23 protein-coding genes are annotated in these 26,133 nt (G+C 61.3%); 16 read left to right on the top strand and 7 right to left on the bottom strand.

The features are described from left to right. The first annotated feature begins 1 nt into the window (after position 1). Positions 2–847 (top strand): SIS domain-containing protein, encoded by an 846-nt coding sequence (locus H4V98_RS05680; RefSeq protein ID WP_196862975.1) that lies wholly within the window; start codon positions 2–4, stop codon positions 845–847. Between the two features lie 139 nt (positions 848–986). Here the strand turns inward: H4V98_RS05680 and H4V98_RS05675 are convergent, their stop codons facing one another. From H4V98_RS05675 to H4V98_RS05665, 3 genes are all read right to left on the bottom strand, one after another. Continuing rightward, positions 987–2,279 (bottom strand): M20 aminoacylase family protein, encoded by a 1,293-nt coding sequence (locus H4V98_RS05675; RefSeq protein WP_231374685.1) that lies wholly within the window; start codon positions 2,277–2,279, stop codon positions 987–989. 316 nt (positions 2,280–2,595) lie between these two features. Next, positions 2,596–3,624: a porin gene (locus tag H4V98_RS05670; protein ID WP_196862973.1), complete on the bottom strand. Its 1,029-nt coding sequence runs from the start codon at positions 3,622–3,624 to the stop codon at positions 2,596–2,598. A gap of 351 nt (positions 3,625–3,975) precedes the next feature. Continuing rightward, positions 3,976–5,034, bottom strand: coding sequence for a porin (locus tag H4V98_RS05665; RefSeq protein ID WP_196862972.1), 1,059 nt, complete (start codon positions 5,032–5,034; stop codon positions 3,976–3,978). A 133-nt stretch (positions 5,035–5,167) separates the two neighbouring features. Here H4V98_RS05665 and H4V98_RS05660 point away from each other — a divergent pair, with 133 nt between their 5' ends. From H4V98_RS05660 to coq7, 3 genes are all read left to right on the top strand, one after another. Further along, a complete protein-coding gene (locus H4V98_RS05660; protein WP_196862971.1) occupies positions 5,168–5,437 on the top strand; it encodes a hypothetical protein in 270 nt (89 codons plus the stop codon). 336 nt (positions 5,438–5,773) lie between these two features. After that, entirely contained in the window at positions 5,774–7,054 is a 1,281-nt protein-coding gene (locus H4V98_RS05655) for a porin (RefSeq protein ID WP_196862970.1), read from the top strand. 205 nt (positions 7,055–7,259) lie between these two features. Then, on the top strand, positions 7,260–7,889 hold the full coding sequence (gene coq7 / locus H4V98_RS05650) for a 2-polyprenyl-3-methyl-6-methoxy-1,4-benzoquinone monooxygenase (protein ID WP_196862969.1): 630 nt from the start codon (positions 7,260–7,262) through the stop codon (positions 7,887–7,889). Between the two features lie 13 nt (positions 7,890–7,902). On the opposite strand, the gene H4V98_RS05645 is transcribed toward coq7, so the two are convergent. Continuing rightward, positions 7,903–8,361, bottom strand: coding sequence for an OsmC family protein (locus H4V98_RS05645; protein ID WP_196862968.1), 459 nt, complete (start codon positions 8,359–8,361; stop codon positions 7,903–7,905). A 323-nt stretch (positions 8,362–8,684) separates the two neighbouring features. Here H4V98_RS05645 and ilvA point away from each other — a divergent pair, with 323 nt between their 5' ends. The 10 genes from ilvA to H4V98_RS05595 all read left to right on the top strand — a co-directional run bounded on the left by ilvA (position 8,685) and on the right by H4V98_RS05595 (position 20,817). Continuing rightward, a complete protein-coding gene (gene ilvA, locus H4V98_RS05640; protein ID WP_196862967.1) occupies positions 8,685–10,334 on the top strand; it encodes a threonine ammonia-lyase, biosynthetic in 1,650 nt (549 codons plus the stop codon). An 11-nt stretch (positions 10,335–10,345) separates the two neighbouring features. Next, positions 10,346–10,591 carry a cysteine-rich CWC family protein gene (locus tag H4V98_RS05635; RefSeq protein ID WP_196862966.1) on the top strand — a complete coding sequence of 82 codons (246 nt, stop codon included), beginning with the start codon at positions 10,346–10,348 and terminating at the stop codon, positions 10,589–10,591. Next, positions 10,566–11,606, top strand: a complete 1,041-nt coding sequence (cobT, locus tag H4V98_RS05630; protein WP_231374675.1) for a nicotinate-nucleotide--dimethylbenzimidazole phosphoribosyltransferase — start codon at positions 10,566–10,568, stop codon at positions 11,604–11,606. The genes H4V98_RS05635 and cobT overlap by 26 nt, the downstream gene beginning before the upstream one ends. A gap of 8 nt (positions 11,607–11,614) precedes the next feature. Further along, a complete protein-coding gene (locus H4V98_RS05625; RefSeq protein ID WP_196862964.1) occupies positions 11,615–12,451 on the top strand; it encodes an adenosylcobinamide-GDP ribazoletransferase in 837 nt (278 codons plus the stop codon). Next, positions 12,448–13,137 carry a histidine phosphatase family protein gene (locus H4V98_RS05620; protein WP_348535218.1) on the top strand — a complete coding sequence of 230 codons (690 nt, stop codon included), beginning with the start codon at positions 12,448–12,450 and terminating at the stop codon, positions 13,135–13,137. The genes H4V98_RS05625 and H4V98_RS05620 overlap by 4 nt, the downstream gene beginning before the upstream one ends. Before the next feature lie 449 nt (positions 13,138–13,586). Beyond that, complete coding sequence (locus H4V98_RS05615; protein ID WP_231374674.1) at positions 13,587–15,338, top strand: multicopper oxidase domain-containing protein; 1,752 nt, start codon at positions 13,587–13,589, stop codon at positions 15,336–15,338. A 16-nt stretch (positions 15,339–15,354) separates the two neighbouring features. Next, a complete protein-coding gene (locus H4V98_RS05610) occupies positions 15,355–15,999 on the top strand; it encodes an SCO family protein (RefSeq protein ID WP_231374673.1) in 645 nt (214 codons plus the stop codon). A 337-nt stretch (positions 16,000–16,336) separates the two neighbouring features. Then, positions 16,337–17,329 (top strand): 5'-nucleotidase, encoded by a 993-nt coding sequence (locus H4V98_RS05605; protein WP_196862963.1) that lies wholly within the window; start codon positions 16,337–16,339, stop codon positions 17,327–17,329. A gap of 20 nt (positions 17,330–17,349) precedes the next feature. Next, complete coding sequence (locus H4V98_RS05600) at positions 17,350–19,185, top strand: ABC transporter ATP-binding protein/permease (protein WP_196862962.1); 1,836 nt, start codon at positions 17,350–17,352, stop codon at positions 19,183–19,185. 12 nt (positions 19,186–19,197) lie between these two features. Next, the gene (locus H4V98_RS05595; RefSeq protein WP_196862961.1) at positions 19,198–20,817 is read left to right on the top strand and encodes an MFS transporter; all 1,620 of its coding nucleotides are present in this window, start codon (positions 19,198–19,200) and stop codon (positions 20,815–20,817) included. Between the two features lie 56 nt (positions 20,818–20,873). Here H4V98_RS05595 and queC read toward each other — a convergent pair whose 3' ends face one another. The 3 genes from queC to H4V98_RS05580 all read right to left on the bottom strand — a co-directional run bounded on the left by queC (position 20,874) and on the right by H4V98_RS05580 (position 22,628). Then, a complete protein-coding gene (queC, locus tag H4V98_RS05590; RefSeq protein WP_196862960.1) occupies positions 20,874–21,629 on the bottom strand; it encodes a 7-cyano-7-deazaguanine synthase QueC in 756 nt (251 codons plus the stop codon). Between the two features lie 106 nt (positions 21,630–21,735). Continuing rightward, positions 21,736–21,987, bottom strand: a complete 252-nt coding sequence (locus H4V98_RS05585; protein ID WP_196862959.1) for a GlsB/YeaQ/YmgE family stress response membrane protein — start codon at positions 21,985–21,987, stop codon at positions 21,736–21,738. Between the two features lie 59 nt (positions 21,988–22,046). Continuing rightward, positions 22,047–22,628 (bottom strand): hemerythrin domain-containing protein, encoded by a 582-nt coding sequence (locus H4V98_RS05580; RefSeq protein ID WP_196862958.1) that lies wholly within the window; start codon positions 22,626–22,628, stop codon positions 22,047–22,049. Positions 22,629–22,831: 203 nt separating this feature from the next. Between H4V98_RS05580 and H4V98_RS05575 the strand changes: the two genes are divergently transcribed. Together H4V98_RS05575 and ybaL are read left to right on the top strand one after the other, a co-directional pair. Beyond that, a complete protein-coding gene (locus H4V98_RS05575) occupies positions 22,832–24,292 on the top strand; it encodes a bifunctional aminoglycoside phosphotransferase/ATP-binding protein (protein WP_280757330.1) in 1,461 nt (486 codons plus the stop codon). Between the two features lie 21 nt (positions 24,293–24,313). Continuing rightward, positions 24,314–26,050, top strand: a complete 1,737-nt coding sequence (gene ybaL, locus H4V98_RS05570; RefSeq protein ID WP_196862956.1) for a YbaL family putative K(+) efflux transporter — start codon at positions 24,314–24,316, stop codon at positions 26,048–26,050. Positions 26,051–26,133: the final 83 nt, after the last annotated feature.

Raw genomic sequence — 26,133 nt, 5'->3', positions numbered from 1 at the left:
CATGCTCGACCGAATCAAGGCGTCCCTGCCCTCGCTGGCCCCGGCAGAACAACGCGTGGCGCGCCTGGTGCTGGCCGATCCGCGCGCCTTTGCCAGCCTGCCCATCACCGAGCTGGCCAGCCGCTCGCATGTCAGCAAACCGACGGTGGTGCGCTTTTGCCGCAGCGTCGGCTACGACGGACTGCTCGACTTCAAGCTCAAGCTGGCTGGCAGCGTCAGCGAAGGCGTGCCCTTCATTCACCGCAGCGTCGATGTGGACGACAAGACCGGCGACGTGATGGTCAAGGTGATCGACAACACCGTGGCGGCCTTCCTGAAATACCGCAACGACGCCAGCCCGGTGGCCATTGAAAAAGCCGTGCTTGCGCTGCTGGGCGCATATCACACCGGCAAGCGCATCGAATTTTTTGGTGCGGGCAACTCCGGCATCGTGGCGCAGGACGCGCAGCACAAGTTTTTCAGGCTCGGCGTCCAGAGCATTGCCTACAGCGACGGCCACATGCAGGTGATGAGCGCGTCGCTGCTCGGGCCGGGCGACTGCGTGGTGGTGATTTCAAATTCAGGCCGCACCCGCGACCTGATGGACGCCTGCGACATTGCGCGCAAGAACGGCGCCACCACCATCGTCATCACCGCCACTGCGTCGCCGCTGGCCGCTGCCGGACACATCCACCTGGCCGCCGATCATCCCGAAGGCTACGACCGCTACAGCCCGATGGTGTCGCGCCTGCTGCACTTGATGATCATCGACATCTTGGCAACCTGCGTGGCGCTGCGCATCGGCCCCAAGCTGCAGCCGTTGCTCAAGGAAATGAAAAACAATTTGCGCAACAAACGCTACACCTGATGCGGCGGCCGGTATGGACATCAAGATCGGACTGTCCCGTGAATAGCCAGAATTTTTTATGCTAAATACTGCCTTTGCGCAATATGGGCGGGCATTTATAGCTATTATTTAAATAGCAATTGCTCAACAATGTTCAAATTCACGCCAACGGCATTGAGCGCTCCACAATGCCGGCAAACAGCGCTGCGCCCAAAGGCAGGACGCTGTCGTTGAAGTCGTAGCAGCTGTTGTGCAAGAAGTGGCTGCCGACGCCGCCGACAACGCTGCCTTTGCCATCGGAAAGCTGCTCACCCTGGCCCAGCCGCAAATAGGCCCCTGGCTTTTCCTTGAGCATGAAGGAGAAATCTTCCGACCCCATGCTGGGCTCCAGGTTGCTCACCACGTTTTCGGCCCCTACCAGTTGCTCGGCCACCAGTGTCGCCAGACGGTATTCACCCGGCGAGTTGATGGTGGCAGGATAGATGCGTTCGTAGTTCACCGTCGCCGTGGCGCCAAAGCCGTCGGCCACTGCAGCGCACAGCTGCTTCAGCCGCTGCTCGACCACATCCTGCATCTCGGGCTTGAAGGTGCGAACCGTGCCGACCAGCGTGGCGTGGCCGGGCACCACGCTCATCGCCGCCATGTCACCGGCTCGCATGGCGCACAGACTGATCACGACGTTGTCCATGGCCTTGACGTTGCGTGACACGATGCTTTGAACGGCCGTGATGATATGCGCCGCCACCAGGATCGGATCGACGGTCAGGTAGGCATGGGCGCCATGGCCGCCCTTGCCGGTGATCTCGATGGTGATGCGGTCGGCCGCTGCCATCATGGGACCCGAATTGATGCCGATGGTGCCGGGCCGCATGGCCGGCCAGTTGTGCATGGCGTAAATCGACTGAACCGGAAAACGCTCGAACAATCCGTCGTTGATCATCGCCTCTGCGCCGCCGCGCCCTTCTTCGGCCGGTTGAAAAATCAGCACGGCGTCGCCTGCAAAATTACGCGTTTCAGCCAGGTAACGCGCAGCACCGACCAGCATGGTGGTGTGGCCGTCATGGCCGCAACCATGCATCAGGCCGGGCTTGGCTGATTTCCAGCCGAACTCATTGCGCTCGGTCATGGGCAGCGCATCCATGTCGGCGCGCAAACCGGTCATCGGCCTGAAGTCGGGATGCATGGCGCGGGGGGGACGGCCGGCTTGGCGGCCCTTGATAACTGCGACAACACCGGTTTTTCCGATGCAGCTGTGCACTTCGTCCACGCCGCACAGCTTGAGCGCCTGGGTCACGCGGCTGGCCGTGTAAATCTCTTCAAAACCCAGTTCAGGATGCGCATGCAGGTCCCGGCGAAAGGCGGTCAGTTCGGGATGAAAGCGGGCAATTTGGGCAAAGGCCCTGCCGTTGACCTGCAAAGGTCGTGGTCGTTCAAGAGCGACCGTATCCCCCATACCCTCTGACAGCGGCGACAGGGGTTTTTCAAGAAGAGCTGGAGTGCGCATGTCTGTGGAATCCTGGTGTCAGCAAGTGGTAAATACTATGGCGAAACTTTGATGGCGTAAACATCAGGTCGCCCAGGCTAACGGTGTTTGCGTACAAACCACAGTACGAAAACAGAAACCAGCGAACAACACAAACACAAACAGCCGTGACGATCGCTGGAAAAATCAGTGTCTGGCGGCAGGCCATCCATGAAAAAACCCCACTGTGTCGCCACAGTGGGGTTTTATTTTCTGCTTTAACCGCTAGCTTGCGCTAGCTGAAAAATTAGAACGAGTGGCGAACACCCAGACCGTAGGTCGTGGTTTCGGTTTCAGCAGCTGAGTTCAGGACAAAAGCCTTGGTGTTCTGTGCACCAGCGTACAGACCGGTGCGCTTGGACACTGCGTAGGTACCCAGGATGGAGTAGCCCTTGCCAGTGCGCTCAACGCCCAGGCCTTCGCTCTTGGAGCGAACATAACCGACGGAAACTGCAGCAGCGCCGAAGGGAACCGACACGCCGACTTGACCTTCTTTGTCCTTGAAGATGTTGTTCTTGGCAGTGTTGTAGCTACCAGTCACTTTGGCCATGCCGAAGTCGTAAGAACCGCCAACCAGGTTGTACTTGTTCTTGTCCTGAACGCCACCAACGGCAGCAAGTTTCTCTTGCTGGTATGCGTATCCAACCAGGATAGGACCGTTGGCGTACTTGATGTGCAAGCTGGCGTTGTCGGTAGCGTCGCCGTTCACGTTGGCAGCGGTGTTCTTGTTTTCGCCGAAGCCGTAAACCACTGCACCGCTGAAGCCGCTAAAGCTTGGCGAAGCGTAGGCAACTGAGTTGCTCACACGGCTGGTGTAATCGGCCATGCCGTTGGCAGCAACACCACCAGCACCGGTAGCTGCATTGAAGGTGAATGCATCGTAGTTGTGGTTGGTTGCACCGTGCAGGTTGTCGTACGCAGAGTACTGACGGCCTACGGACACGGTACCAAAGCCGCTTTGCAGGCCAACATAGGCTTGACGGTCAAAAATGCTGCCGGGGGTCTTTTGCGCGCCGGTGTCGAGGTTGAAGCCGCTTTCCAGCGTGAAGATGGCTTTCATGCCGCCGCCGAGGTCTTCAGAACCCTTCAGGCCCCAACGCGAACCATTGACACCGGAGGTGCTGAGGGTGGTTTGGCGCTGGCTTGGAGCGTTGCCGACTTCGGTCTTGGAGCTGCCGACGAAAGCGTCAGCGATGCCGTACAGGGTTACCGAAGATTGGGCCATTGCGGCGCCGGATGCTGCCAATACTGCCAAAGCGATGAGTGATTTTTTCATTGAGAATTTCTCCAAGGTTAAACATAGGGCTCCGGTAAGAGGACTGCCCAATACTTTCGCATTTGCAGCTCCCCCAGAGACCCGGGCCAACCCCCTTTCGGGAAGTTGGGTCTATTGCACCAGAATGAACCTTGATCCGCAAAGAAATGCGCCACAAAAACGCTTTTATGTTGCATAGAGGCGACAAACGGGGTCGTTGCGTGGAGAGAAAACAACGCTGATGCGCTGGCGCTCGAATGCTTTCAATTTAAAAAATTTAAATCATGGGAAAAAGAAAAACAAAAAGCCGCTTCAGGTCTCCCCAAAGCGGCTTGTAAAAGCTCGACGGCCAGGCGTCAGGCCAGGAACCGATCAGAAGACGTGACGAACGCCAACAGCGTAGATGCGAATCTTGTTTTCAGCAGTGGCTGCATAAGCCGTTTGCTTCGAGTCTTGCGCACCAACGTAAAGATTGGTGCGTTTGGACAGTGCGTACAAACCAGCCACGCCAAAGCCTTTGCGGGTGATGTCTGGGCCAGCAGCCAATTGTGTGTCTTTGGAATGTGCGTAGCCACCAGACAGCGTTACGACGCTGTTGACGGGAAAATCAAGGCCAAGTTGGTACTCGGTCGATTTGGCAACAGCCAGGCCGTATGGGTTTGCACCGTCCTTGACGCGACCCAACGCACCCAGCAGTTTGACAACGCCAAAATCATACGATGCGTTCACCTGTGTGAATTTGGTGGAAACAGTGGAACCGTTGGCTTTTTCAGTCTGATACGACACTGCAGCAGCAATCGGGCCGCCAGCATAAGCAACATTCACCGCAGCGATCTTGCCAGCAGAAACTGTCAAGGTCTTGTTTTCACCCAAGCTGTACATGCCTGCAGCGGTGAAACCGCTGAAACTCGGCGTTGCGTAATAAACCGAATTGCCTGGACGGTCGTTGTAGTTGTTGCTGGCCCAAACATTAGCAGCAGGCGCAAAAATGTTGGCATCAAATGCCGCTGCACCAGAACCTTTGACTTCGTCGAATGGTGTCCACATTTTGCCAAGGCGAACTTCGCCGAAACCACCTGACAGGCCGACCCATGATTGACGTCCAAAAATTGCAGAGGAATTGACTCCGGTGTAGGGATTTGTATAGCTGTTGGCAACGCCCGTGCTTGGGTCGAAGCCAGCTTCCAGCACAAAGTTGGCTTTCATGCCGCCACCGATGTCTTCTGAGCCCTTCAAGCCAAAACGGCTGGTATTCAGCGCACCACCCGAACCACCAGCCGGACTGGCGAGATTGACGCCGGTCTGGCTCAAGCCGTTAATCTTTTGATTTCCGACATAAGCATCGACCAGACCGTAGAGGGTCACACTGGATTGAGCTGATGCAACACCGGATACAGCGAGAACTGCCAAAGCAATCAAATTCTTCTTCATTCAAAAACTCCAAAAGATGAAAGTCAAAAACACTGGGGCCAAAACATTGCGCGAGGAATTTCTGGTTAACCCTTATAAGATTTGACCAAATTGTTACATTCAAGGCAAGTGTTTAACAAATATAGCAATATTTATGCCCAATCTGTTGGCGACAGGCGACGATCGCGCTGTGCAAGGAAATTTTCTTTTTGAGGCTAAAAGGAAACGCCCAACTTCAGGGCATTCAGATCCATGCTGCACAGCAAGAGCACAAAAAAAGTGCAAAGCGTTGAACCAATTTTTTACAACTCGATTTTTAAGTGGCGTATCAAGTAAAGCTGCCAAAAATTCAGGTGGACTTTTGGATTTGCATGCTGCCTTGACCTATCAACAATTCAAAAATCCTGCATTCGCTGAAGCTTGAGTCTCTTTATTACAACGCTTGTAGAAAATCTAATTTCTGACGGTAAAAATTTTTTGCAATCACACGACTTAGCAAAAACGTTCAGTGCAACGAAAATGTTGCTGCTATCGTAAGAAACAACAACCCGTAAAGTGCAGGCTTACTGGGTTCGTACATACAACTGTAGGTGGTTGAAAGTACAGGGTTTTCCCCTGTCTCTGAAGTGATACGCCTGCGTGATTACGCTCTTTACGTGATTTTGCTAAGCCCTTAATCTTGCTCTGTCGAAAACACCGGCTCAGTGGCGGCGCATCGAAAACCTTCTTTCTCTTATCGAATAAAAACTCTGGAGACTTCATGAAAAAACTCACTTTCGTTGCAACTGCCGTGATGGGGCTTTTGTCTGCAACCGGTGCCATGGCCCAAAGCACGGTCACTCTTTACGGTCTGGTAGATGCGGGCTATAACCACGTCAGCGGCCTGAAGAGTGGGTCTTTCAACGGCCTGGCCAGCGGCATCATGGAGGGTTCGCGCTGGGGAATGCGCGGCACTGAAGACATTGGCGGCGGTTACAAAGCCATTTTCACGCTTGAAAGCCGGTTTGAGGCGGATACCGGCTCCTTTACCAATCGGCCTGCTTCGGGCAGCCAGGTGCCGGACCGGGTGAATACGGCCGTTTTGGGTAGTCTGGCGGCCCAAGGCTTGCCAGGCGCTGCTCCACTGGCACCGGGCGTCACGGTGGCATCCCTGGCCAACCAGCTCACCACAGGCCTGGCCAACAGTGCTTTCGGTGTAAACATTGCCGGAAACATCTTTGATCGCCAGGCGTTTGCAGGACTGATCACCCCGTTCGGTGCATTCACGCTTGGCCGTCAATACACACCAGGCTATTTGGTGAGCGCTGCATTCGACGCCTCGCAGACACAATCAAGCCTTGCCGCGGGTCAAGTCGCCAGCCTGCCTGCGGCGTTTGACATCCGGCTGCCCAACACCTTCCAATACGGGATCAAGACAAACGGCATTACCGCGACTTTGATGTATGGCGCGGGCGAAGTGCCTGGTGGCAGCAGTTCCGACGGTCGTTTTCTTGGCGCCATGGCCATTTATACCGGGGCTGGCTTTTCTGTAGGCTATGGTCATAACGAGAAGAAAAATGAGCTGGGCCAGAAGTCTCTGCACAATGATGTGTTTGGCGCCAATGTGGTTGTTGGCCCCGGCACTTTGTATGCGCAGTACGCCACCATCAAAGATGACAATCCTACCGGCCTATCGCCATTATTTGCCGGTGTTCCCCTGGCGATTCGTACGCAATTCCGGAACGCTTACAACGTCGCCTTTCGGCAGGATGCACGTCTGATGCACATTGGCTATAAGTTCAACACTGGCCCCCATACCATCGTCACGGCGTTCAACCGGCTTGACGACAAACGCCCCGTCAATGCCGACACCGACTCCTACGGCGTAACCTATACCTATGCCCTGTCCAAACGCACCAACCTGAACGCCGTGTTGACGCGCTTCAACAACAAAGGCCAGGGCCAGGTTGCTCCGGGCGGCAATGGCTTTCTGGGTGGCGTGACGGCATCGGCTGGAACTGATTCGACCAACGTGGCTTTTGGTATTCGCCACACGTTCTAAAGAGCGCTCCGGCACTGACGCCGGAGATGGTTGGCTTGAAGCCCCCTTTTTGGGGGCTTTTTCAATTCTGTGCAGGCTGGCGCGCGGGCGCTAACATGGCGGCAACACCACTGATCCGGCAACGGCCTGCTTGTTCCGATTGATTCGACAGGTCTTGCAGGCTTGCCACTTGTTCCGTACCCAGTACGCACCGATGAAAGCTGCCATGACCACCGCCCTTGACCTTGCCCTGAATGCTGCAGACGGCGCACTGCGCACCTTGTTTGCCAAACCGCATGCCAGCCGAACCTGCCCCACGGTAGCGGCCCAGACGACCGACTTGAGCGCCGAGGACAAAGCCGTGTCGGGCGCACTGATGCGCGTCAACCATGTGGGCGAGGTCTGCGCGCAGGCGCTGTATGCGGCGCAGGCGCTGGGAACACGCGATCCGGCGCTGCGCAGGCATTTCCTGGATGCCATCCGCGAGGAAGGCGACCACCTGGCATGGACCAAGGAGCGGCTGGACGAACTGGGTGCCCGCCCCTCCCTGCTCAACCCCTTATGGTACGCAGGCGCCTTCGGACTGGGCCTGGTGGCAAGCCGCCTGGGCGACCGGGTGAGCCTGGGCTTTGTGGTGGAAACCGAGCGCCAGGTCGAGGCTCACCTGGCCAGTCACTTGGAGCATCTGCCGCAGGGCGACCACGAATCGCGCGCCATTGTGGCGCAGATGAAGGACGACGAAGCGCACCATGCCAGGGTGGCACAAGAAGCGGGCGGCGTGCAGTTGCCCGCACCGGTCCGGCTGATGATGCGTTCTGCTGCCAAGGTGATGACGACGGTGGCGCACCGGATTTAAGACTCTGGCCTACTCAGGCCTCGTGAAGCTCGAAACTGGTGGTGATGTCTGCCGTCTTGGCCAGCATGATGGTGGCCGAGCAGTACTTGTCATGGCTCATGGCAATCGCGCGCTCAACGACGCTGTCGCTCAGCTTGCTGCCGGTCACGACAAAATGCATGTGAATTTTGGTGAAGACCTTGGGGTCCACGGATGCCCGTTCGGTGCTGAGCCTGACCGTGCAGCCCCGCACATCGTGGCGGCCACGCTTGAGGATCAGGACCACGTCGTACGCCGTGCAGCCGCCAGCGCCGGCGAGCACTGTTTCCATCGGCCGGGGCGCCAGGTTGGCGCCGCCGTTTTCAGGCTTGGCGGCATCGGGCGCGCCGTCCATGACCAGCGTGTGGCCGCTGCCGGTTTCGGCCAGGAAGGTCATTCCCGATTTGGATCCATTGACCGCATTGCTGCCGGTCCAGCTGACTGTGCATTCCATAACTGCCATTCCTTGTCGAAGATATTTGATGTTGCCAAGCCTAGCTGCATTCAGCGCGATGGCGGCCGGAGTGGTGCCTTGTAGGTAAAACCCCTTAAACCCTGTAATTTTGAGACTTTTGCAACACATGCATTGTGCAGTGCACCATTGACTCCGATATACTGGACACATCGCATCAGTACACAGTCTTCGAAGACGCTGTATTTTTGCACTGGTTGTCTCCTCCACCTCCTCAAAGGGTGGATTTACAGGCCCAGACCGCATGGTCTGGGCCTTTTTTTCGTGCGCCTATGATCCTCAGGTTCTGCCGCGAGAAAAAAAACATGCCCTCTGCCAAAAAACCCCTCTCTGGCGCTGCGTCTTCAGCAGCTGCTCCATCGCGCCCCAAAGCCGTCGCCAAAACAGTCCCCACGCCTGCGGCCAAGACGCTCAAGCCGGCCGACTACCTGAAAAAAATCCTGACGGCACGGGTTTATGACGTGGCGGTCGAGTCGGCGCTGGAGCCGGCCAAAAGCCTGAGCCTGCGCCTGAACAACACCGTGCTGCTCAAGCGTGAAGACCAGCAGCCGGTGTTCAGCTTCAAGCTGCGCGGTGCCTACAACAAGATGGCGCACCTGACGCCGGCTCAGCTCAAAAAAGGCGTGATTTGCGCCTCGGCCGGTAACCATGCGCAGGGCGTGGCGATGAGCGCGCAAAAACTCGGCAGCCGCGCCGTGGTCGTCATGCCGACGACCACGCCGCAGCTCAAGATTGACGCGGTCAGGGGCTGGGGTGGCGAAGTGGTGTTGCACGGCGACAGCTATTCCGACGCCTATACGCACGCGGTCGCGCTGCAAAAAGAGCAGGGTCTGACCTTTGTTCATCCCTTCGACGACCCGGACGTGATTGCCGGCCAGGGAACCATTGCCATGGAGATCCTGCGCCAATTGCAAACCCTGGGCTCGCGCCGGCTGGACGCGGTGTTTGTGGCGATTGGCGGCGGCGGGCTGATTTCTGGCGTGTCCAACTACATCAAGGCCGTGCGGCCCGAAATCAAGGTCATCGGCGTGCAGATGAACGACTCCGACGCCATGATGCAGTCGGTGGCGGCAAAAAAACGCGTCACGCTGCCCGACGTGGGCCTGTTTTCGGACGGCACGGCAGTCAAGCTGGTGGGCGAGGAAACCTTTCGCATCAGCCGCGAACTGGTCGATGAATTCATGACCGTGGACACCGATGCGGTCTGCGCCGCCATCAAGGACGTGTTTGTCGACACCCGCAGCATCGTCGAGCCAGCCGGTGCGCTGGCCGTTGCCGCGATCAAGCAGTACGTTGCCAAAAACAAGACCAAGGGCGAAACCTACGCGGCGATTTTGTGCGGCGCCAACATGAACTTCGACCGCCTGCGCTTTGTTGCCGAGCGCGCCGAAGTCGGCGAAGAGCGCGAAGCATTGTTTGCCGTGACGATTCCCGAGGAGCGCGGCAGCTTTCGGCGTTTTTGTGCGCTGATCGACAAGTCGCCCGGCGGGCCGCGCAGCGTGACCGAGTTCAATTACCGCATCAGCGACAACGCCATGGCGCATGTCTTTGTCGGACTGACCACCTCGAACAAAGGCGAAAGCACAAAAATTGCGGCCAATTTCACGCGCCACGGTTTCAAGGCGCTGGACCTCACGCATGACGAACTGGCCAAGGAACACATCCGCCACATGGTCGGCGGGCACAGCGCGTTGTCGAAAGACGAGCGCCTGCTGCGTTTCATCTTTCCCGAACGGCCAGGCGCGCTGATGAAGTTCCTGAGCCTGATGCGGCCCGGCTGGAACATCTCGCTGTTCCACTACCGCAACCAGGGCGCCGACTATGGCCGCATCCTGGTCGGCCTGCAGGTGCCGCAGGCCGACAACGGCGCGTTCCAGGAGTTTCTGGACACGCTGGGCTACCCGCATGTGGAAGAAACCGACAACCCGGTGTACCAGCTGTTCCTGAAAAGCTGAGCCTTGGCAATATGGTATTGCCCGAACTGAAATCAAACACCTCGGTCTGTGCGCGTTGTGGTGCGGGCCTGCGCTGCGGCATGGTGGCCGGCGATGCCGAATGCTGGTGCGTGCAGCTGCCCCATGTGATGCCGGTTCCCCCTGTCTTGTCTGAATACGCGCTGCCGGACAGCAGCGCAGCCTCCTGCTTTTGTCCTGCCTGCCTGAAACAGATCACCGATGAACGAAAAAATGCGCTTCCAAATCCCTGCGATTGAATCCACCGCCGACGCTTCACTGCAAGCCCGGCTGCGGCACAAGATCGACCACAAGACCAAGCCGCTGGGCGCGCTCGGGGCGCTGGAAACCCTGGCGCTGCAGCTGGGCCTGATCCAGCGCAGCGAATCGCCGGTGCTCCAACAGCCGCAGATGGTGGTGTTTGCGGCCGACCACGGGATTGCCGCCGAAGGCGTTTCGGCCTATCCGCAAGCGGTGACCGTGCAGATGGTGGGCAACATGCTGGCTGGCGGCGCGGCGATCAATGTGTTTGCCCGCCAGCATGGCTTTGCGCTGCAGGTGGTCGATGCTGGCGTGGCCGCCGAGTTGCCGGCGCATCCGCAACTCCAGCCGCGAAAAATCGCCATGGGCACGAAAAACCTGTGCCATGAACCCGCCATGTCGCGGCTTCAAGCGCAGGCAGCGCTAGCGGCGGGCAGGGACGTCATGCAGGCCCTGCCCGGCAACGTCGTCGCCTTTGGCGAAATGGGCATTGCCAACACCTCGCCCGCCGCGCTGCTGCTGACGCGTCTCACAGGCACCCGTATCGAAGACGCTACCGGACGCGGCACGGGTCTGGACGACGCGCAACTGCTGCACAAGCAGTCAGTGCTGGCGCGCGCTTTGGTGCGACACCCGGCGACCGAGCCATTCGATGCCGTCGGCGAGCTGGCGGCGCTGGGCGGTTTTGAAATCGCCATGATGACCGGCGCCATGCTGCAGGCGGCCAGCGAACGCCGGGTGGTGCTGGTCGATGGCTTCATTGCCGGCGCGTCGGCGCTGCTGGCGCAAGCCATGGCGCCTGCTGTGCGCGACTACCTGGTGTTTTGCCACCGCTCCGCTGAAACCGGCCATCGCTTGCTGCTGGCCTGTCTGGACGCCAAGCCGCTGCTCGAACTCGACCTGCGCCTTGGCGAAGGCACGGGCGCGCTGCTGGCCTGGCCGCTGGTGCAGTCGGCAGCAAACTTCCTCAATGAAATGGCGAGTTTCGAGTCGGCCGGCGTGAGCGAAAAATAAGGGCGCCAATGGTCCGGTTCATTCGCCACTTCCTGCTGGCCCTCCAGTTTTTCACCCGCATCCCGGTCACCGGCCGGCTGGCCGACTGGGTGGGCTACAGCCCCGCCATGCTGCGCGCCAGCGCCGCGCACTTTCCGGGCATCGGCGTGCTGATTGGCGGCGCGGCAGCTAGCGTCTTTGCGCTGCTGCTGCTGCTTCTGCCCGACACCCCCTTCACGCCGCTGGTGGCGGCAGCGCTGTCGACGGTCGCCACGGTCTGGCTCACGGGCGGCTTTCATGAAGACGGCCTGGCCGATGTGGCCGATGGCCTGGGCGGCAGCTATGACCGCGACCGCGCGCTGGAAATCATGAAGGATTCGCGCGTCGGCGCATTCGGCGCCATGGCGCTGGTGCTGGCGCTGCTGTGCAAGGTGGCGCTGCTGGCGCTGCTCGGCTCGGTCGAGGTGATTGCCGATGCCGGGGACGCCCCGGTTTTCAGCGGCTGGTATGTGTGCGCCGCGCTGTGGCTGGGCCATGTGGTGTCGCGGACCCTGCCGCTGATCATGATCCGTCTGCTGCCGCATGTGGGCGACAGCGCCACGTCCAAATCCAAGCCGCTGGCCGACCAGATCTCGGCAGGGGGGCTGGCAGTTGCTTTTTTATGGTGTTTTGGGGCTCTTGCGCTGGCCAGTCCTTTATTTGATGCTATCAATCTTGCAATTGCCTGCGGCTTGTCAGTGCTGGCGCTGCTGGGGCTGCTGCGCTTTTTCAGGCGGCGGCTGCAGGGCTTCACCGGCGACTGCCTGGGCACCGTGCAGCAGGTGTGTGAAATCGCGTTTTACCTGGGCCTGGCGATCAGCCTTTGAACGCATTGGAAACGCCGCCCGCCACCCATTCCCTGCGTCATGCCGGCGACGAACCGGCACGGATGGACCTTTGGCTGGTGCGCCATGCCCAGCCGCTGGTGGATGCCGGCATCTGCTACGGCCGGCTGGACGTGGCGGCGGATGCCGGGGCCACCGCTGAATGCGCCCAAGCGCTGGCGCAATGGCTTCCCGCCAGTAGCCGCGTCATCAGTTCACCGCTACAAAGATGTGAGCAGCTTGCGCACGCCCTGTATGCGCTAAGGCCTGATTTGTCTTATAAAACCGATGCCCGGCTGCAGGAAATGGATTTTGGCCAGTGGGAAGGCCGCGCCTGGAACGACATTGGCGCGGCCGCGCTTGACGCCTGGGTAGCGGACTTTGCCCTGCACCGGCCTGGCGACGGCGAGTCGGTGCAGGTTTTCATGCAGCGGGTGGCCGAGCTGTGGGACGAAGCATCCGCGGCGGCGCCTGCTGCCGGCGCGGACAGGGCAGCGGGCGCCGGCACGCTGTGGATCACCCATGCCGGCGTGCTGCGTGCTGTCAGCCTGCTGGAGCACGGCATCCGGTGCATCAGCCGGGCCGACCAATGGCCCCGGGCCGCTCTGGGATTCGGCCAGTGGCGCAGGCTGGCACTGGCCCGGAACGACCGGCCGGAACCCGCCGGCGTTAACGACCAGGGCGGCTGAAAAGACCCCTGCCGCCGCACCGCCCCAAGCATTTTCCGGCCCGAGGTGTCGCATTTGTAACCAACAAAACGGGCGTATATGCAAGCCCCTGCAATGCGGCAACAGCGCATGCGTCGCATGTCGAATATCACTTCAATGCAACTGAATTTAATTTTTACGATTTTCGTTTCCACAAGCGGAAAGCGCTGTTTGCTGCTTCGAAAATTGCGGGTAAACCAGCATAAAAATCGCCAGTTCAGAAGCCTTGGCAACTGACTTTTTTATATTTTTTAAGTGATTGCCGACGGCGAAACTTCTGTCCAAACTGCTGTCTGGCTCGGGCAACTGTAACAGTAGCAAGCATTTTTCCCCTCTCACAACCCATGCAAACTGGAGCCAGCGCCCGCAGACCCTTGCTGCCTTGTCAGGGTGTTCCTGAACCAGCAGCCGTCACTCATAGGAGAGATGTGATGCCATTGCCAGAACGCGCCAGTCCGCTGAAGATGAGCCGGCGGCGCTCGCTACAGGTCGGGGCGGCCACCGCTGCGGCCGGATTAGTGACGAGCTCGAAAATCGCCCCGCCGGCGCAGGCCGGTAATTTGCCCCCCGGCCCGGCAACGCCCGCCTTCATGGTGGAGTTACCGGTGTACACCGCCAAGCTGCCCGTCGCCAGATTGACGCCGGCCTCAACGCAGGCGGCAAGTGTCGCCGACGGCGAATGCGGCCGGCCAGACCACCAGCGGCGGGACAACTGGCCGCCGCAAAAGTCCTACACGCTCGATGTGCGCGAAGGGTGGCACTCGTTTCACCCCAACCTGCCAACCCAGAAAATCTGGGGCTACGACGGCATTTACCCCGGCCCCACCTTTGTGGCCCGCTATGGCGAGCCCATCATCGTGCGCATCTACAACAACCTGCCGCGCAACAGCGTGGGCTTTGGCTCACCCGAAATCAGCACCCACCTGCACAACCTGCACTGCGCCTCAGAAAGCGATGGTTTTGCCGGCGACTACTACAGCGCCGCCAATTACGGCCCCACCCTGACAGCCGCCGGCAACTACAAGGACCACCACTATCCCCACTTTTATGCCGGCTATGACCATTTCGGTGCCACCAACGGCGATCCGCGCGAAGCGCTGGGCACGCTTTGGTACCACGACCACCGCGACGGGTTCACCACCCCGAACGTCTACAAGGGCATGACGGGCATGTACCTGCTGTTCGATGACATCGATTCGGGCGACGAGCGTGACCCCAACCCGAAGGCCTTGCGCCTGCCCAGCGGCGTGGGCAAGTACGACATTCCGCTGGTGTTTCAGGACAAGCAGTTTGACTCCAGCGGCTACCTGTTTCTGGACCAGTTCGAAAACGATGGGATCCTGGGCAACAAGTTCTGCGTCAATGGCAAGATCCAGCCCTTTTTCAAGGTGGAACGTCGCAAGTACCGGTTCCGGCTGCTCGACGGCGGCCCCTCGCGTTTTTATGAGTTCTACCTGACCACGCCGGACCATGTGGTGCAGAGCTTTAGCTTCATTGCCAGCGACGGCAATTTGCTGCCGTCGCCGCTGACCATGAGCAAGGTGCCTCTGGCCCCGGCGGAGCGGGCGGACATCGTGATCGACTTTTCCAAGTACGACACCGGCACCTCGCTGTTTCTGGTCAACCGCCTGGTTCATACTGACGGCAAAGGCCCGGATGGGGAGAGTGTCAACACGCGCAACGCCAGTGGCCTGCTGACCAAAAGGGGCACGCAGATTTTGCGCTTTGACATTGGCAATGCGCCAGCGCTGCCCGATGTCAGCCAGGTGCCGGCGCTGCTGCGCGCCTTGCCCGACATCGACCTCAAGCAGGTGGTCAAGACCCGGCGGTTCGAGTTTGACAAAACGAACGAGGTCTGGACGGTGAACGGCCAGATTTACGACGCGGAAAAAGCCACGGTAAAGCCAAAAATGGGAACCGCCGAAATCTGGGTACTCGAAGGCAAGGGCAGCTGGCACCACCCGGTGCATATTCATTTCGAGGAAGGCCGCATCCTGACGCGCAACGGCCGGCAGCCGCCGCCACATGAGCGAGGCCGCAAGGATGTCTATGTGCTGGCGCCTGGCGAGGTGGTGCGGGTGTTCATCCGGTTCCGTGACTTCACCGGCAAATACATGATGCACTGCCACAACACCATCCATGAAGACCACGCCATGATGATCCGCTATGACATCGTCGAATAACCCGGGAGACACCAGCATGAACTCCAACGAATCAGCCCACCGCCCGGTTATGTCAAACGAGCCAGGCGGCAAGCGTGACTGGCTCAAGCAGATGGGCGCCGCCATGGCGCTCGCCCCGGGGCTGGCCCTGGGGCTGGCCGCCAGCGGGCCGGCCCATGCGGTGCCGGCGGGGCCGCGCGCCGGCTACTTTCCCAATTCACGGGTGACCACCCATGAAGGCCGGGAACTGCGCTTTTACGATGATCTGGTGCGGGGCCGCACGGTGATATTCAACATGATGTATTCGGTGTGCACCGGCATTTGTCCGGGGAACACCGCCAACTTGCTGCAGGTGCAGGAAGCGCTGGGAAGCCGCATGGGCAAGGACATCTTCATGGTCTCGATGACGCTGCAGCCCGAGTTCGATACACCCGATGCCTTGCGCGACTACGTCAGGCGGTTCGGCATCAAGCCCGGCTGGACGTTTCTGACCGGGCAGCCCCGGGAGATGGAGACCTTGCGGCGCAAGCTGGGATTTTTCAATAAAAACCCAGCCCTCGACAGCGACCTGGCCAACCACACCGGCATGGTGCGGATCGGCAACGAGGCGCTGGACCGCTGGATGATGATGCCAGCCCTCGGCACGCCCCAGCAGATTGCCCGCGCCGCCTTGCAGATGTAATGCCACGCCTGGCATTCGGCCCGCGAGGGTACGAAGGGTCAGGCGCCGGCGCAGCCCGCCCCGCGAAACGCCCGGCGTGGTTTCACGCGGGCGTGCCCACCACCACCACCACCTAGTTGCTCCAGAAAAGTGAGCAGCTTGCGCACGCCCTCGCCTGTGCAAAAGGCTGATTTGGCTTGAAAACTGTTGTTTGTCCGCAGCCATTAGGCCCTGTTCCGTCGGACGCGCCAAAGAATGGACAATGGCGGCTAGTCAACCGGCGGGTCTGGCCTGGCGCGCTGCCCTGCGGCGGCGTTGCGCCAGACACGCCAACGGCAATTCAAAGAAGGGCAAACCCATGTCGGCAAGTCTTGAGGGCCAGCTCGTGGTGGCGATTTCCTCGCGCGCGCTGTTTGATTTCGAGGAAGAAAACCAGGTGTTTGAAACCGGCCTTGACCCAGGCGGTGATCCACGCCATGACCCGGGCATGCCGCCGGGCGTGAAGAAAGACGCGGCCTACATGAAGCTGCAGCTGGAGCGGCTCGACGTGCCGGCCAAGCCGGGCGTGGCGTTTTCGCTGGTCCAGAAGCTGCTGGCCTTCAACGATGCACCGGAAAGCATCGGGGAAAGTGCAAGCCCCGGCGCGGCGCGCCAGCGCGTCGAAGTGGTGGTGCTGTCGCGCAACGACCCGGTGTCGGGCATGCGGGTGTTTCGCTCGGCGCAGCACTACGGCCTGAACATCCAGCGCGGCACCTTCAACCGCGGCGCGCCACCGTGGCGTTACCTCAAGCCGCTGCATGCCAACCTGTTTTTGTCCACGCATCTCAGCGACGTGCGCGCCGCCCTGCAGGCGGGTGTGCCGGCGGCGCAGGTCTATCCGCAATCGGCCCGGGCCAGCGACGCGCATCCCAACCAGGTGCGCATCGCCTTTGACGGCGATGCGGTGCTCTTTTCGGACGAGGCCGAACTGGTGTTCCAGGCGCAGGGCCTGAGCGCCTTTCAGGCGCATGAACGCGACAAGGCCGCGCAGCCGCTGCTCGCCGGCCCGTTCAAGCCGCTGTTAGAGGCCTTGCAGCGGCTGCAGCAGGCCGGCACTTCGCGCATGAGCATCCGCACCGCGCTGGTCACGGCGCGCAGCGCGCCGGCGCATGAGCGCGCCATCCGCACGCTGATGGACTGGAACATCGAGGTCGATGAAGCGATGTTCCTGGGCGGTCTGGCCAAGGGCGAATTTTTGCGCGAGTTCGAGCCCGATTTTTTCTTTGACGACCAGACCGGCCATGTCCACTCGGCCGCCCTGCATGTGCCGGCTGGCCATGTGGTCAGCGGCGTGTCGAATCCACCGATGTAATTTTTTCCAGAGAGCGCTGAATGAACCTGCTTTCCCGCATTGCCCAGAAATTTCGCGACTTCAGGCATTTCACCCGCCGCGTCTGGGCGCTGTCTGCGCCCTACTTCCGTTCCGAAGACAAATGGAAGGCGCGTGGGCTGCTGGCGGCCATCGTGCTGCTCAATCTCGGCGCGGTCTACATGCTGGTACTGCTCAACGAGTGGAACCGGGTGTTCTACGACGCACTGCAGAACAAGGATGCGGCGGTGTTCTGGGCACAACTGGCGCGCTTTACCTACCTGGCGTTTGCCTTCATCATCATCGCTGTCTACCGCTTCTACCTGACGCAGTTGCTCGAAGTGCGCTGGCGCGCCTGGATGACCGCGCACTATTTGCAGCGCTGGCTGAGCGACCATGCGTTCTACAAGATGGAACTGGCGCGTTTTACCGGTGAAGGCCATGCCAGCGCGGGCACGCCGGACAACCCGGACCAGCGGATTCAGGAAGACATAAACCTGTTCACCACCTACAGCATTTCGCTGAGCATGGGGCTGCTGAACGCGGTGGTCACGCTGGTGAGTTTTGTCGGCATTTTGTGGACGCTGTCGGGCGCATTTGCCTTCAATTTCAACGGCGCCAGCTACTCGATTCCGGGCTTCATGGTGTGGATGGCGGTGCTGTACTGCGTTGTCGGCAGCGTGATCACGCACTACATCGGCCGGCCGCAGATCAAGCTCAATTTCCAGCAGCAGCAGGTCGAAGCCGATTTTCGGCACCACATGGTGCGGGTGCGCGAATACAGCGAATCGATTGCGCTGGACAAGGGTGAAGCGGTGGAACGCGCGCAGCTCGACACGCGCTTTGCCGCCGTGCTGTCCAACTACCTCAAGCTGATCAAAAAGCAAAAGAACCTGGTCTGGTTCACCAACTTCTTCGGCCAGGCGGCGGTGGTGTTTCCGTTCATCGTGGCGGCGCCGCGCTTTTTCAGCGGCGCCATCCAGCTCGGCGAGCTGATCCAGATTTCGTCGGCCTTTGGCCGCGTGCAGGATTCGCTGAGCTGGCTGGTTGACAACTACAGCAGCCTGGCAGCCTGGCGCGCCACCACCGACCGGCTGACCAGTTTTGAAGACAATATAAAGGCTGTCGCGCAACAGGGACAGGCGCAGGCGGCCAGCAATTCAGCAGCAAACAATGCCAGGCCTCTGGTGGCGGACACGCTGGCCGTCAACGACCTGTCGCTCAAGCTGCCGACCGGCGTGACGCTGCTCAGCGGCGTGTCGCTGCAGGCAGGGCCGGGCGAAAGCATCTTGCTCAAAGGCCCGTCGGGCAGCGGCAAATCAACGCTGTTCCGCGCGCTGGCGGGCATCTGGCCATTTGCCACCGGGCAGACGCAGCTGCCGGCGGACGCCATGTTCATTCCGCAGCGCCCCTACTTTCCCGATGGCAGCCTGCGCAATGCGCTGGCCTATCCGCAGTCCGCCGCGCAGTACGACGACGCCGCCCTCAAGCAGGCGCTGATTGACGCGCTGCTGCCGCAACTGACCGGCCGGCTCGACGACAAGGACGCCTGGAGCCAGAAGCTGTCGGGCGGCGAGCAGCAGCGGCTGGCGATTGCCCGGGTGCTGCTGAAAAAGCCGCGCTGGGTGTTTGCCGACGAGGCCACCAGCGCGCTCGACGAAACCGCCGAAAAAACCCTTTATGGCAAGCTGCTGGCCAGCGTCAAATCGGCCCACGGCAGCCTGGTGTCGATTGCCCATCGCCCTACCGTGGCGGCGTTTCATGGCAAGTTGTGGGAACTGCACAAACTGCCCGAAGGCGCACCTGCCTTGTACCAGGTGCGTGAAACCCCTCACGACGCGGTGACCGCTAAAGCCTGAAAATGACAGGCCATGTCTGAAGAAGCCATTTCCCCCTCGTTGCCTGTCGAAGCCCCTTCCCTTTCGCCCTGGGGGCCCATCAAGCGGCCGGCGTTCCGCATGCTCTGGACCGTCTGGCTGACGGCCAACATCTGCATGTGGATGAACGACGTGGCGGCCGCCTGGATGATGACCTCGATGACCAGCACGCCGCTGTGGGTGGCGCTGGTGCAGTCGGCCTCGACACTGCCGGTGTTTTTGCTCGGCCTGCCCAGTGGCGCGCTGGCCGACATCCTGGACCGGCGGCGCTATTTCATCATGACGCAGTTCTGGGTCGCCGGCGTGGCCACGCTGCTCTGCATTGCCGTCATTTCAGGCGTCATGACGCCGGCGCTGCTGCTGGCGCTGACCTTTGCCAACGGCATTGGCCTGGCAATGCGCTGGCCGGTGTTTTCGGCCATCGTGCCCGAGCTGGTGCCACGCAGCCAGCTGCCGGCAGCGCTGGCGCTGAACGGCATTTCGATGAACGCGTCGCGTATCGTCGGGCCGCTGGTGGCCGGTGCGCTGATTGCCAGCGCCGGCACCGAATATGTGTTCGTGCTGAATGCCGTGCTGTCCATCATTTCGGGCTTTGTCATCATGCGCTGGCGCCGCGAGCATGTGCCCAGCCCGCTGGGCCGCGAGCGCCTGGTCAGCGCCATGCGCGTCGGACTGCAGTTTGTCAGCCAGTCCACCCGGCTGCGCGCGGTGCTGCTGCGGGTGGCGCTGTTTTTCCTCCATTCGACGGCCTTGCTGGCGCTGCTGCCGCTGGTGGCGCGCGGTTTGCACGGCGGGGATGCGGGCACCTTCACGCTGCTGCTGGCGTCCATGGGCTCAGGCGCCATCGCAGCCGCGCTGTTCCTGCCCCGCCTGCGCCAGATGATGACGCGCGACACGCTGGTGCTGCGCTCGGTCATGCTGCAGTCGGTGTCCACCGCCGCCATGGCGCTGGCGCCCAATGCCTGGGTCGCCGTGCCAGCCATGCTGCTCAACGGCATGGCCTGGATCACCTGTGCCAACGCCCTCAGCGTATCGGCGCAACTGGCGCTGCCCGACTGGGTGCGGGCACGCGGCATGTCGATGTACCAAATGGCCATCATGGGTGCCAGCGCATTGGGCGCGGCGCTGTGGGGCCAGGTGGCGACCGTGACCGATGTGCCCACCGCGCTGCTGGTGGCCGCCGTGAGCGGTACCGTCAGCATGCTGCTGGCGCAGTACTGGGTGCGCGACCTGAGCATTGAGGAAGACCTGACGCCCTCGCACGATTTCAAGACGCCTGTAGTCCATGCGCCACCCGGCACCGGACGTATGGTGGTGACGATCGAATACCTGATCGAGCCGACACGGGCAGATGATTTTCACAAGATCATGCGGATGAGCCGCCGCAGCCGACTGCGCCAAGGGGCATTGGAATGGAATTTGCTGCGGGACGTGAACCAGCCGGGGCGCTTTGTAGAGCAAATTGTTGACGAATCCTGGACCGAACACCTGCGGCGTTTTGACCGCGTCACCGCCAGCGACGTGGCACTGCGCGAACGCAAGCTGGCGTTTCACATTGGCGACGGGCCGCCGGTGGTGACGCGCTGCGTGGTCGAGGAACTGGCACGGGCTTGATATTGCCCCCTGCGCCTGCGGCCCCTGCTGTCTTGAAGGGCAAACCCTGCGCTTTTTTACACGGCACCCTGCAACTCAAACCGCTCATAGCCGTTTTCACGCAACTCGCACGCCGGACACTCGCCACAGCCGTAGCCCCACGCATGCCGGTGCGTGCGGTCGCCGAGGTAGCACGTATGGGTATGCTCGATGATAAGGTCCACCAGCGCCTGGCCGCCACCGGACAGGCCGGTTTGCTCGCCAAGCGAATGCGCCAGCGCCCAGGTGTCGGCCTTGTCGATCCACATCAGCGGGGTTTCGATCAAAAAACGCTTGTCCATGCCCAGCGACAGCGCGAGTTGCATGGCCTTCATGGTGTCGTCGCGGCAGTCGGGGTAGCCCGAAAAATCGGTTTCGCACACGCCGGTGACCAGCACCTGCAGGTCGCGACGGTACGCCAGTGCCGCTGCCAGCGTGAGGAACAGCAGATTGCGTCCCGGCACGAAGGTATTGGGCAAACCCGAGCTTTCCATCTTGAAGGCGACGTCACGCGTCAGCGAGCAGTCACTGACCTGGCCCAGCACCGCCAGGTCGAGCAGATGGTCTTCACCGAGCTTGTCAGCCCATGCCGGAAACTGGTTTTTAATTTCACGCAGCACGTTGAGCCGTGCGTCAAGCTCAACCCGGTGCCGCTGCCCATAGTCGAAAGCAATGGTCTCGACGCGCTGGTATTTACTGAGGGCCTGTGCCAGGCACGTGGTGGAATCCTGCCCGCCTGAAAACAGGACCAGGGCAGAAGTGTGGGCACGGGATGTGGAAACAGGCAGGTTCATGACAAAGCCAAAGGAAAATTTTCACTATTGTCGCCTGCCCACCACGCCACTCAATTCAAGGCCTGTGCCTGAAGCGCGCTGGGCAGTTCAGGCAAATGCGCAAAGCTCAGGCTTTTCTGCCAGTCACCATGCGGTACAGGAACAGCAGGATGATCGAGCCCAGGACCGCAGCAATGAATCCGGCGGATTCGCCGGGCCGGTAGAACCCGAGTGCCTGGCCCAGGTACGTCGCGATCACGGAGCCGACGATGCCAATGATGGCGGTGATGACAAAGCCTCCCGGGTCGCGGCCTGGCATCAGGAATTTGGCAACGATGCCGACAACCAAGCCAATGATGATGGTCCAGAGAATGCTCATTTTTTTCTTTCAGGGTGGTTAAAAAACAGGGTCAAGGCGGAGTCAGGGTGACAACGGGATCAATAGGCGGCAGCCAGTTCGGCCACCGGCTTGACAACTTTGTGTTCTTCCTGCGCCATCAGTTCGTCCTTGCGCTGCCTGAGTTGCGCCGCCAGGCCCACAAGGTCCAGCTTGCTGGCGCGCGCCTTGGTGAACATCTCGGTGCGCTCTTCCTTGACGTGGTGATCGATGTATTCGCCGAGGACCGTCACCTTGGCATCGAACAGGTCATCGGATGCCTCCATGCCCTTGATCTGCGCGATCAGGTCTTTGGCGCTGGCATGCTCCACCGTGGCTTCGTTCATCAGGTCGTTGTCCTTGATGGCCTTGCGCACCGCCGGGTAGAAAATTTCTTCCTCGATGGTGGCGTGAACCGTCAGTTCCTTGCAGATCTGGTCCGCCAGCTGGCGCTTTTTGCTGGTAGACCGGCTGCGGCTTTCGGTCAGGCTTTCATAGTCCTTGAACAGCGCCTTGACGGCCTTGTGGTCTGCATCGAGCAGGTCGCATGCGTCCTTTTGCCGTTTGGCTTTGGCAGGCGCGCGGACCGGTGTTGCCTTGGTGCTGGCCGTTGGTGTCTTTCTGGCGGCGGCTGAAGTGGCCATGGTGGTTTCCTCGTGGTGATTGCTGTCATGAACCGGCATTTTCCGGACAAGAAGAGATTCCCATGGCAGCGCTTGCAGCCCCTGTCGGAAAACGCGCATACCAGCGTAGGAGCACGCACAATCCACGCGCACGGCGATTCTTAGCAACTAAATGCGCCGCTCCAGAATGTATTCGGTCGTTCGCATGTGCTAACTTTCAGGCCATGCGCAACACCCATTTACTTGACCAGGCCCGTGTCCTGGTCGGCACCTTGGCCAGCAGTCTGGGCGCCGACCTGATCGAAACCCACATCTCCTGGGTGCTGCTGGCCGGCGACAGCGCCTACAAGATCAAGAAATCGGTGCGCTTGCCGTTTGTCGATTACAGCGCGCTGCAGGCACGCCGGCATTTTTGCGAAGAGGAACTGCGGCTGAACCGCCGGCTCGCGCCTTCGCTGTACCTGTGCCTGGCGCGCATCACCGGCACCCCGCAAGCGCCGCAGCTGGACGGCAGCGGCCCGGCGCTGGAATATGCGGTACATATGCGCCGTTTTCCAAAAGGCGCGCTGTTTGCCGAACAACTCGCAGCCGGAACGTTGTCGCACCTCGACGTGGACGCTCTGGCCGACCTGCTGGCCGATTTTCACAACACCCAGGCGCCGGCCGCGCCCGCAACGCCCTTCGCCAGTGCCCCAACACGCCACATGGCAGCGAGGGCAGCACTCAAGGGCGCGCTGGCAGCGGCCCAACCGGCCGAACAGGCGAAGCTGCGCGACTGGATCGAATCCGAAGCGTCCACGCTGCAAGCGCTGTGGACTGAGCGCCGCCATGCCGGCCGGGTGCGCGAATGCCACGGCGATTTGCACTTGAACAACGTGGTCAGCCTGCCGGGCAGCGTGGCGGCGTTCGACGGCATCGAGTTTGACCCGGCGCTGCGCTGGATCGATGTGCTGGACGACATCGCCTTTGCGGTGATGGACTTCATGGCGTGTGGCCGGGCCGACTTGGCCTGGCGGCTGCTCAACCGCTGGCTGGACGGCACCGGCGACCATGCCGGCCTGCCGGCGCTGCGCTTTTCGATGCTGTACCGCGCCCTGGTGCGGGCACAGGTCGAACAGCTGAACGGCCCGGGCCCTGCAGCTGCTGCGCGCCGTTACCTGGACACCGCGCTGGCGCTGACGCAGCCCGGCCAGCCCCGGTTGTTCGTCACCCACGGCCTGCCGGGCTCGGGCAAGACATTTGCGTCACAAAAGCTGCTTGAGTGCGAGGGCGCCATCCGGCTGCGCTCGGATGTGGAGCGCAAGCGCCTGTTTGGCTTGGACATGCTCGCCGATTCGCGCGCCAGCGGGCTGGACCTGTACCAGCCGGAGGTCACGGCCCGCACCTATGCGGCGCTGTTCAGTCGGGCACGGGCGGCGCTGAAGGCGGGCTGGCCGGTCATTCTCGACGCCGCTTTCCTGCACCGCGCCGAGCGGGCACAGGCACTGGCGCTGGCCGGCGAACTGGACGTGCCGTTTTCGATCATCGACTGCCAGGCGCCGCCGCAGGTGCTGCGCGAACGCCTGCAGGCGCGGCGTGGCGATGCGTCGGAAGTCACCGCCGAGGTGATTGACCATCTGCGCCTGTCCGCCGAGCCGCTCACAGCCGAAGAACTCCGGCATGTCCTACCGGCACCCGGCCACTGAAATCGGAACCCACCCGACCGCATGGAACACAACATCCCCCTCATCACCACGATCACCGCCGGCTTCGGCATGGCGCTGATCCTGGGCTTTATCGCCGAGTGCCTGAAGGTGCCGGCGCTGGTCGGCTACCTGCTCGCCGGCATCGTCATCGGCCCGGCGACGCCAGGCTTTGTCGCCGACGTGCAGATCGCCTCGCAACTCTCGGAAATCGGCGTCATGCTGCTGATGTTCGGTGTCGGGCTGCATTTTTCGCTGAGCGACCTGATGGCGGTCAGGCGCATTGCCGTTCCCGGCGCGGTGGTGCAGATGACGCTGGCCACGCTGCTCGGCATGGGCATGGCCTGGTGCTGGGACTGGAGCTGGGGCGCCGGGCTGATCTTCGGGCTGTCGCTGTCGTGCGCCAGCACCGTCGTGCTGCTCAAGGCACTCGAAGCGCGCGGCGTGCTGGACACCATGAACGGCCGCATTGCTGTGGGCTGGCTGGTGGTCGAAGACCTGGCCACGGTGCTGGTGCTGGTGCTGCTGCCGCCGCTGGCCGGCGTGCTTGGCGGCGCGGCCGTTGCCGAAGGCGCTGCGCCGCTGTGGCGCACCATCGGGCAGACGCTGCTGGGCGTGTCGGCGTTCATCGCCTTGATGCTGATCGTCGGCCGGCGTGCGCTGCCGTGGATGCTCTGGCAGGTGGCGGGCACCGGCTCGCGCGAACTGTTCACGCTGGCCGTTGTGTCGTCGGCCATCGGCATTGCCTACGGCGCGTCGGCCTTGTTCAATGTGTCGTTTGCGCTGGGCGCCTTTTTTGCCGGCATGGTGATGCGCGAGTCCGAGTTCAGCCACCGCGCGGCGCATGAATCGCTGCCCTTGCGCGATGCGTTTTCGGTGCTGTTCTTTGTGTCGGTCGGCATGCTGTTCGAGCCGGCCATCCTGATGCAGGAACCGGTCCACGTGCTGGGCGTGGTGGCCATCATCATCGTTGGCAAGTCGCTGGCCGCGCTGGTGCTGGTGCTGGCTTTTCGCTATTCGCTCAACACCGCGCTGACCGTTGCCGCCAGCCTGGCGCAGATTGGTGAGTTCTCGTTCATTTTGGCTGGCCTGGGCATGTCGCTGGGCCTGCTGCCGGCCGAGGGCATGAGCCTGGTGCTGGCGGGCGCACTGATTTCGATAGCGCTCAACCCGCTGCTGTTCGCCGGCATTGCGCCATTGCAGCGCTGGCTGCTCGAGCACTCCGACCTGGCGCGACGCCTGGAGCAGCGCGGCGACCCTTATGCCGAGCTGCCGGTCAGCACCGACGACGAATTCCTGCACGGGCAGGTCGTGCTGGTGGGCTATGGCCGGGTGGGGCGGCGCATTGCCGGTGCGCTGCAGGGGCGCGGCATTCCCTTCGTGGTGGCCGAGCAGAACCGGGAACTGGTCGAGGACCTGCGCCGCCAGGGCATGGCCGCCGTGTCAGGCAATGCGGCCGAGCCGGCGGTGCTGATCCAGGCGCACATTGCCAACGCCGCCATGCTGGTGGTGGCCACGCCCGACACCCTGGACGTCCGCCAGATGGTGGACACCGCCCGCGCACTGAACCCGTCCATCGAAATCGTGCTGCGCACCCACAGCGAGGACGAGTTGCAGCTGCTGCGCAATGACGGTATTGGAACGGTTTTTCTGGGCGAGGAAGAATTGGCCAAGGGCATGACTTGCCACGTCCTGCAACGCTTCGAGCCTAGCGTGGCAGCCAGCCCTGCGGCGGGGCAGGCTTTGCGCACGCCGGGCTAGGCAGGGCTGCACCGACACTTGCCATGCGCGTTGATCTGAAAAGCGACATGAACAGCCATAAAAATTTCAACCAAAATAGCCTC

The sequence above is a fragment of the Polaromonas sp. CG_23.6 genome, from assembly GCF_029892315.1.
Taxonomy (GTDB): Bacteria; Pseudomonadota; Gammaproteobacteria; order Burkholderiales; family Burkholderiaceae_C; genus Polaromonas.
The sequence above is the reverse complement of the archived record's forward strand: the minus strand, read 5'-3'. Positions and strand labels throughout refer to the sequence as shown.

Excerpts from the sequence above, each read along its gene's own strand:
- H4V98_RS05680 (WP_196862975.1), top strand. The coding sequence starts at position 2 with ATGCTCGACCGAATCAAGGCGTCCCTGCCCTCGCTGGCCCCGGCAGAA.
- H4V98_RS05675 (WP_231374685.1), bottom strand. The coding sequence starts at position 2,279 with ATGGGGGATACGGTCGCTCTTGAACGACCACGACCTTTGCAGGTCAAC.
- H4V98_RS05670 (WP_196862973.1), bottom strand. The coding sequence starts at position 3,624 with ATGAAAAAATCACTCATCGCTTTGGCAGTATTGGCAGCATCCGGCGCC.
- H4V98_RS05665 (WP_196862972.1), bottom strand. The coding sequence starts at position 5,034 with ATGAAGAAGAATTTGATTGCTTTGGCAGTTCTCGCTGTATCCGGTGTT.
- H4V98_RS05660 (WP_196862971.1), top strand. The coding sequence starts at position 5,168 with ATGCCCAATCTGTTGGCGACAGGCGACGATCGCGCTGTGCAAGGAAAT.
- H4V98_RS05655 (WP_196862970.1), top strand. The coding sequence starts at position 5,774 with ATGAAAAAACTCACTTTCGTTGCAACTGCCGTGATGGGGCTTTTGTCT.
- coq7 (WP_196862969.1), top strand. The coding sequence starts at position 7,260 with ATGACCACCGCCCTTGACCTTGCCCTGAATGCTGCAGACGGCGCACTG.
- H4V98_RS05645 (WP_196862968.1), bottom strand. The coding sequence starts at position 8,361 with ATGGAATGCACAGTCAGCTGGACCGGCAGCAATGCGGTCAATGGATCC.
- ilvA (WP_196862967.1), top strand. The coding sequence starts at position 8,685 with ATGCCCTCTGCCAAAAAACCCCTCTCTGGCGCTGCGTCTTCAGCAGCT.
- H4V98_RS05635 (WP_196862966.1), top strand. The coding sequence starts at position 10,346 with ATGGTATTGCCCGAACTGAAATCAAACACCTCGGTCTGTGCGCGTTGT.
- cobT (WP_231374675.1), top strand. The coding sequence starts at position 10,566 with ATGCGCTTCCAAATCCCTGCGATTGAATCCACCGCCGACGCTTCACTG.
- H4V98_RS05625 (WP_196862964.1), top strand. The coding sequence starts at position 11,615 with ATGGTCCGGTTCATTCGCCACTTCCTGCTGGCCCTCCAGTTTTTCACC.
- H4V98_RS05615 (WP_231374674.1), top strand. The coding sequence starts at position 13,587 with ATGCCATTGCCAGAACGCGCCAGTCCGCTGAAGATGAGCCGGCGGCGC.
- H4V98_RS05610 (WP_231374673.1), top strand. The coding sequence starts at position 15,355 with ATGAACTCCAACGAATCAGCCCACCGCCCGGTTATGTCAAACGAGCCA.
- H4V98_RS05605 (WP_196862963.1), top strand. The coding sequence starts at position 16,337 with ATGTCGGCAAGTCTTGAGGGCCAGCTCGTGGTGGCGATTTCCTCGCGC.
- H4V98_RS05600 (WP_196862962.1), top strand. The coding sequence starts at position 17,350 with ATGAACCTGCTTTCCCGCATTGCCCAGAAATTTCGCGACTTCAGGCAT.
- H4V98_RS05595 (WP_196862961.1), top strand. The coding sequence starts at position 19,198 with ATGTCTGAAGAAGCCATTTCCCCCTCGTTGCCTGTCGAAGCCCCTTCC.
- queC (WP_196862960.1), bottom strand. The coding sequence starts at position 21,629 with ATGAACCTGCCTGTTTCCACATCCCGTGCCCACACTTCTGCCCTGGTC.
- H4V98_RS05585 (WP_196862959.1), bottom strand. The coding sequence starts at position 21,987 with ATGAGCATTCTCTGGACCATCATCATTGGCTTGGTTGTCGGCATCGTT.
- H4V98_RS05580 (WP_196862958.1), bottom strand. The coding sequence starts at position 22,628 with ATGGCCACTTCAGCCGCCGCCAGAAAGACACCAACGGCCAGCACCAAG.
- H4V98_RS05575 (WP_280757330.1), top strand. The coding sequence starts at position 22,832 with ATGCGCAACACCCATTTACTTGACCAGGCCCGTGTCCTGGTCGGCACC.
- ybaL (WP_196862956.1), top strand. The coding sequence starts at position 24,314 with ATGGAACACAACATCCCCCTCATCACCACGATCACCGCCGGCTTCGGC.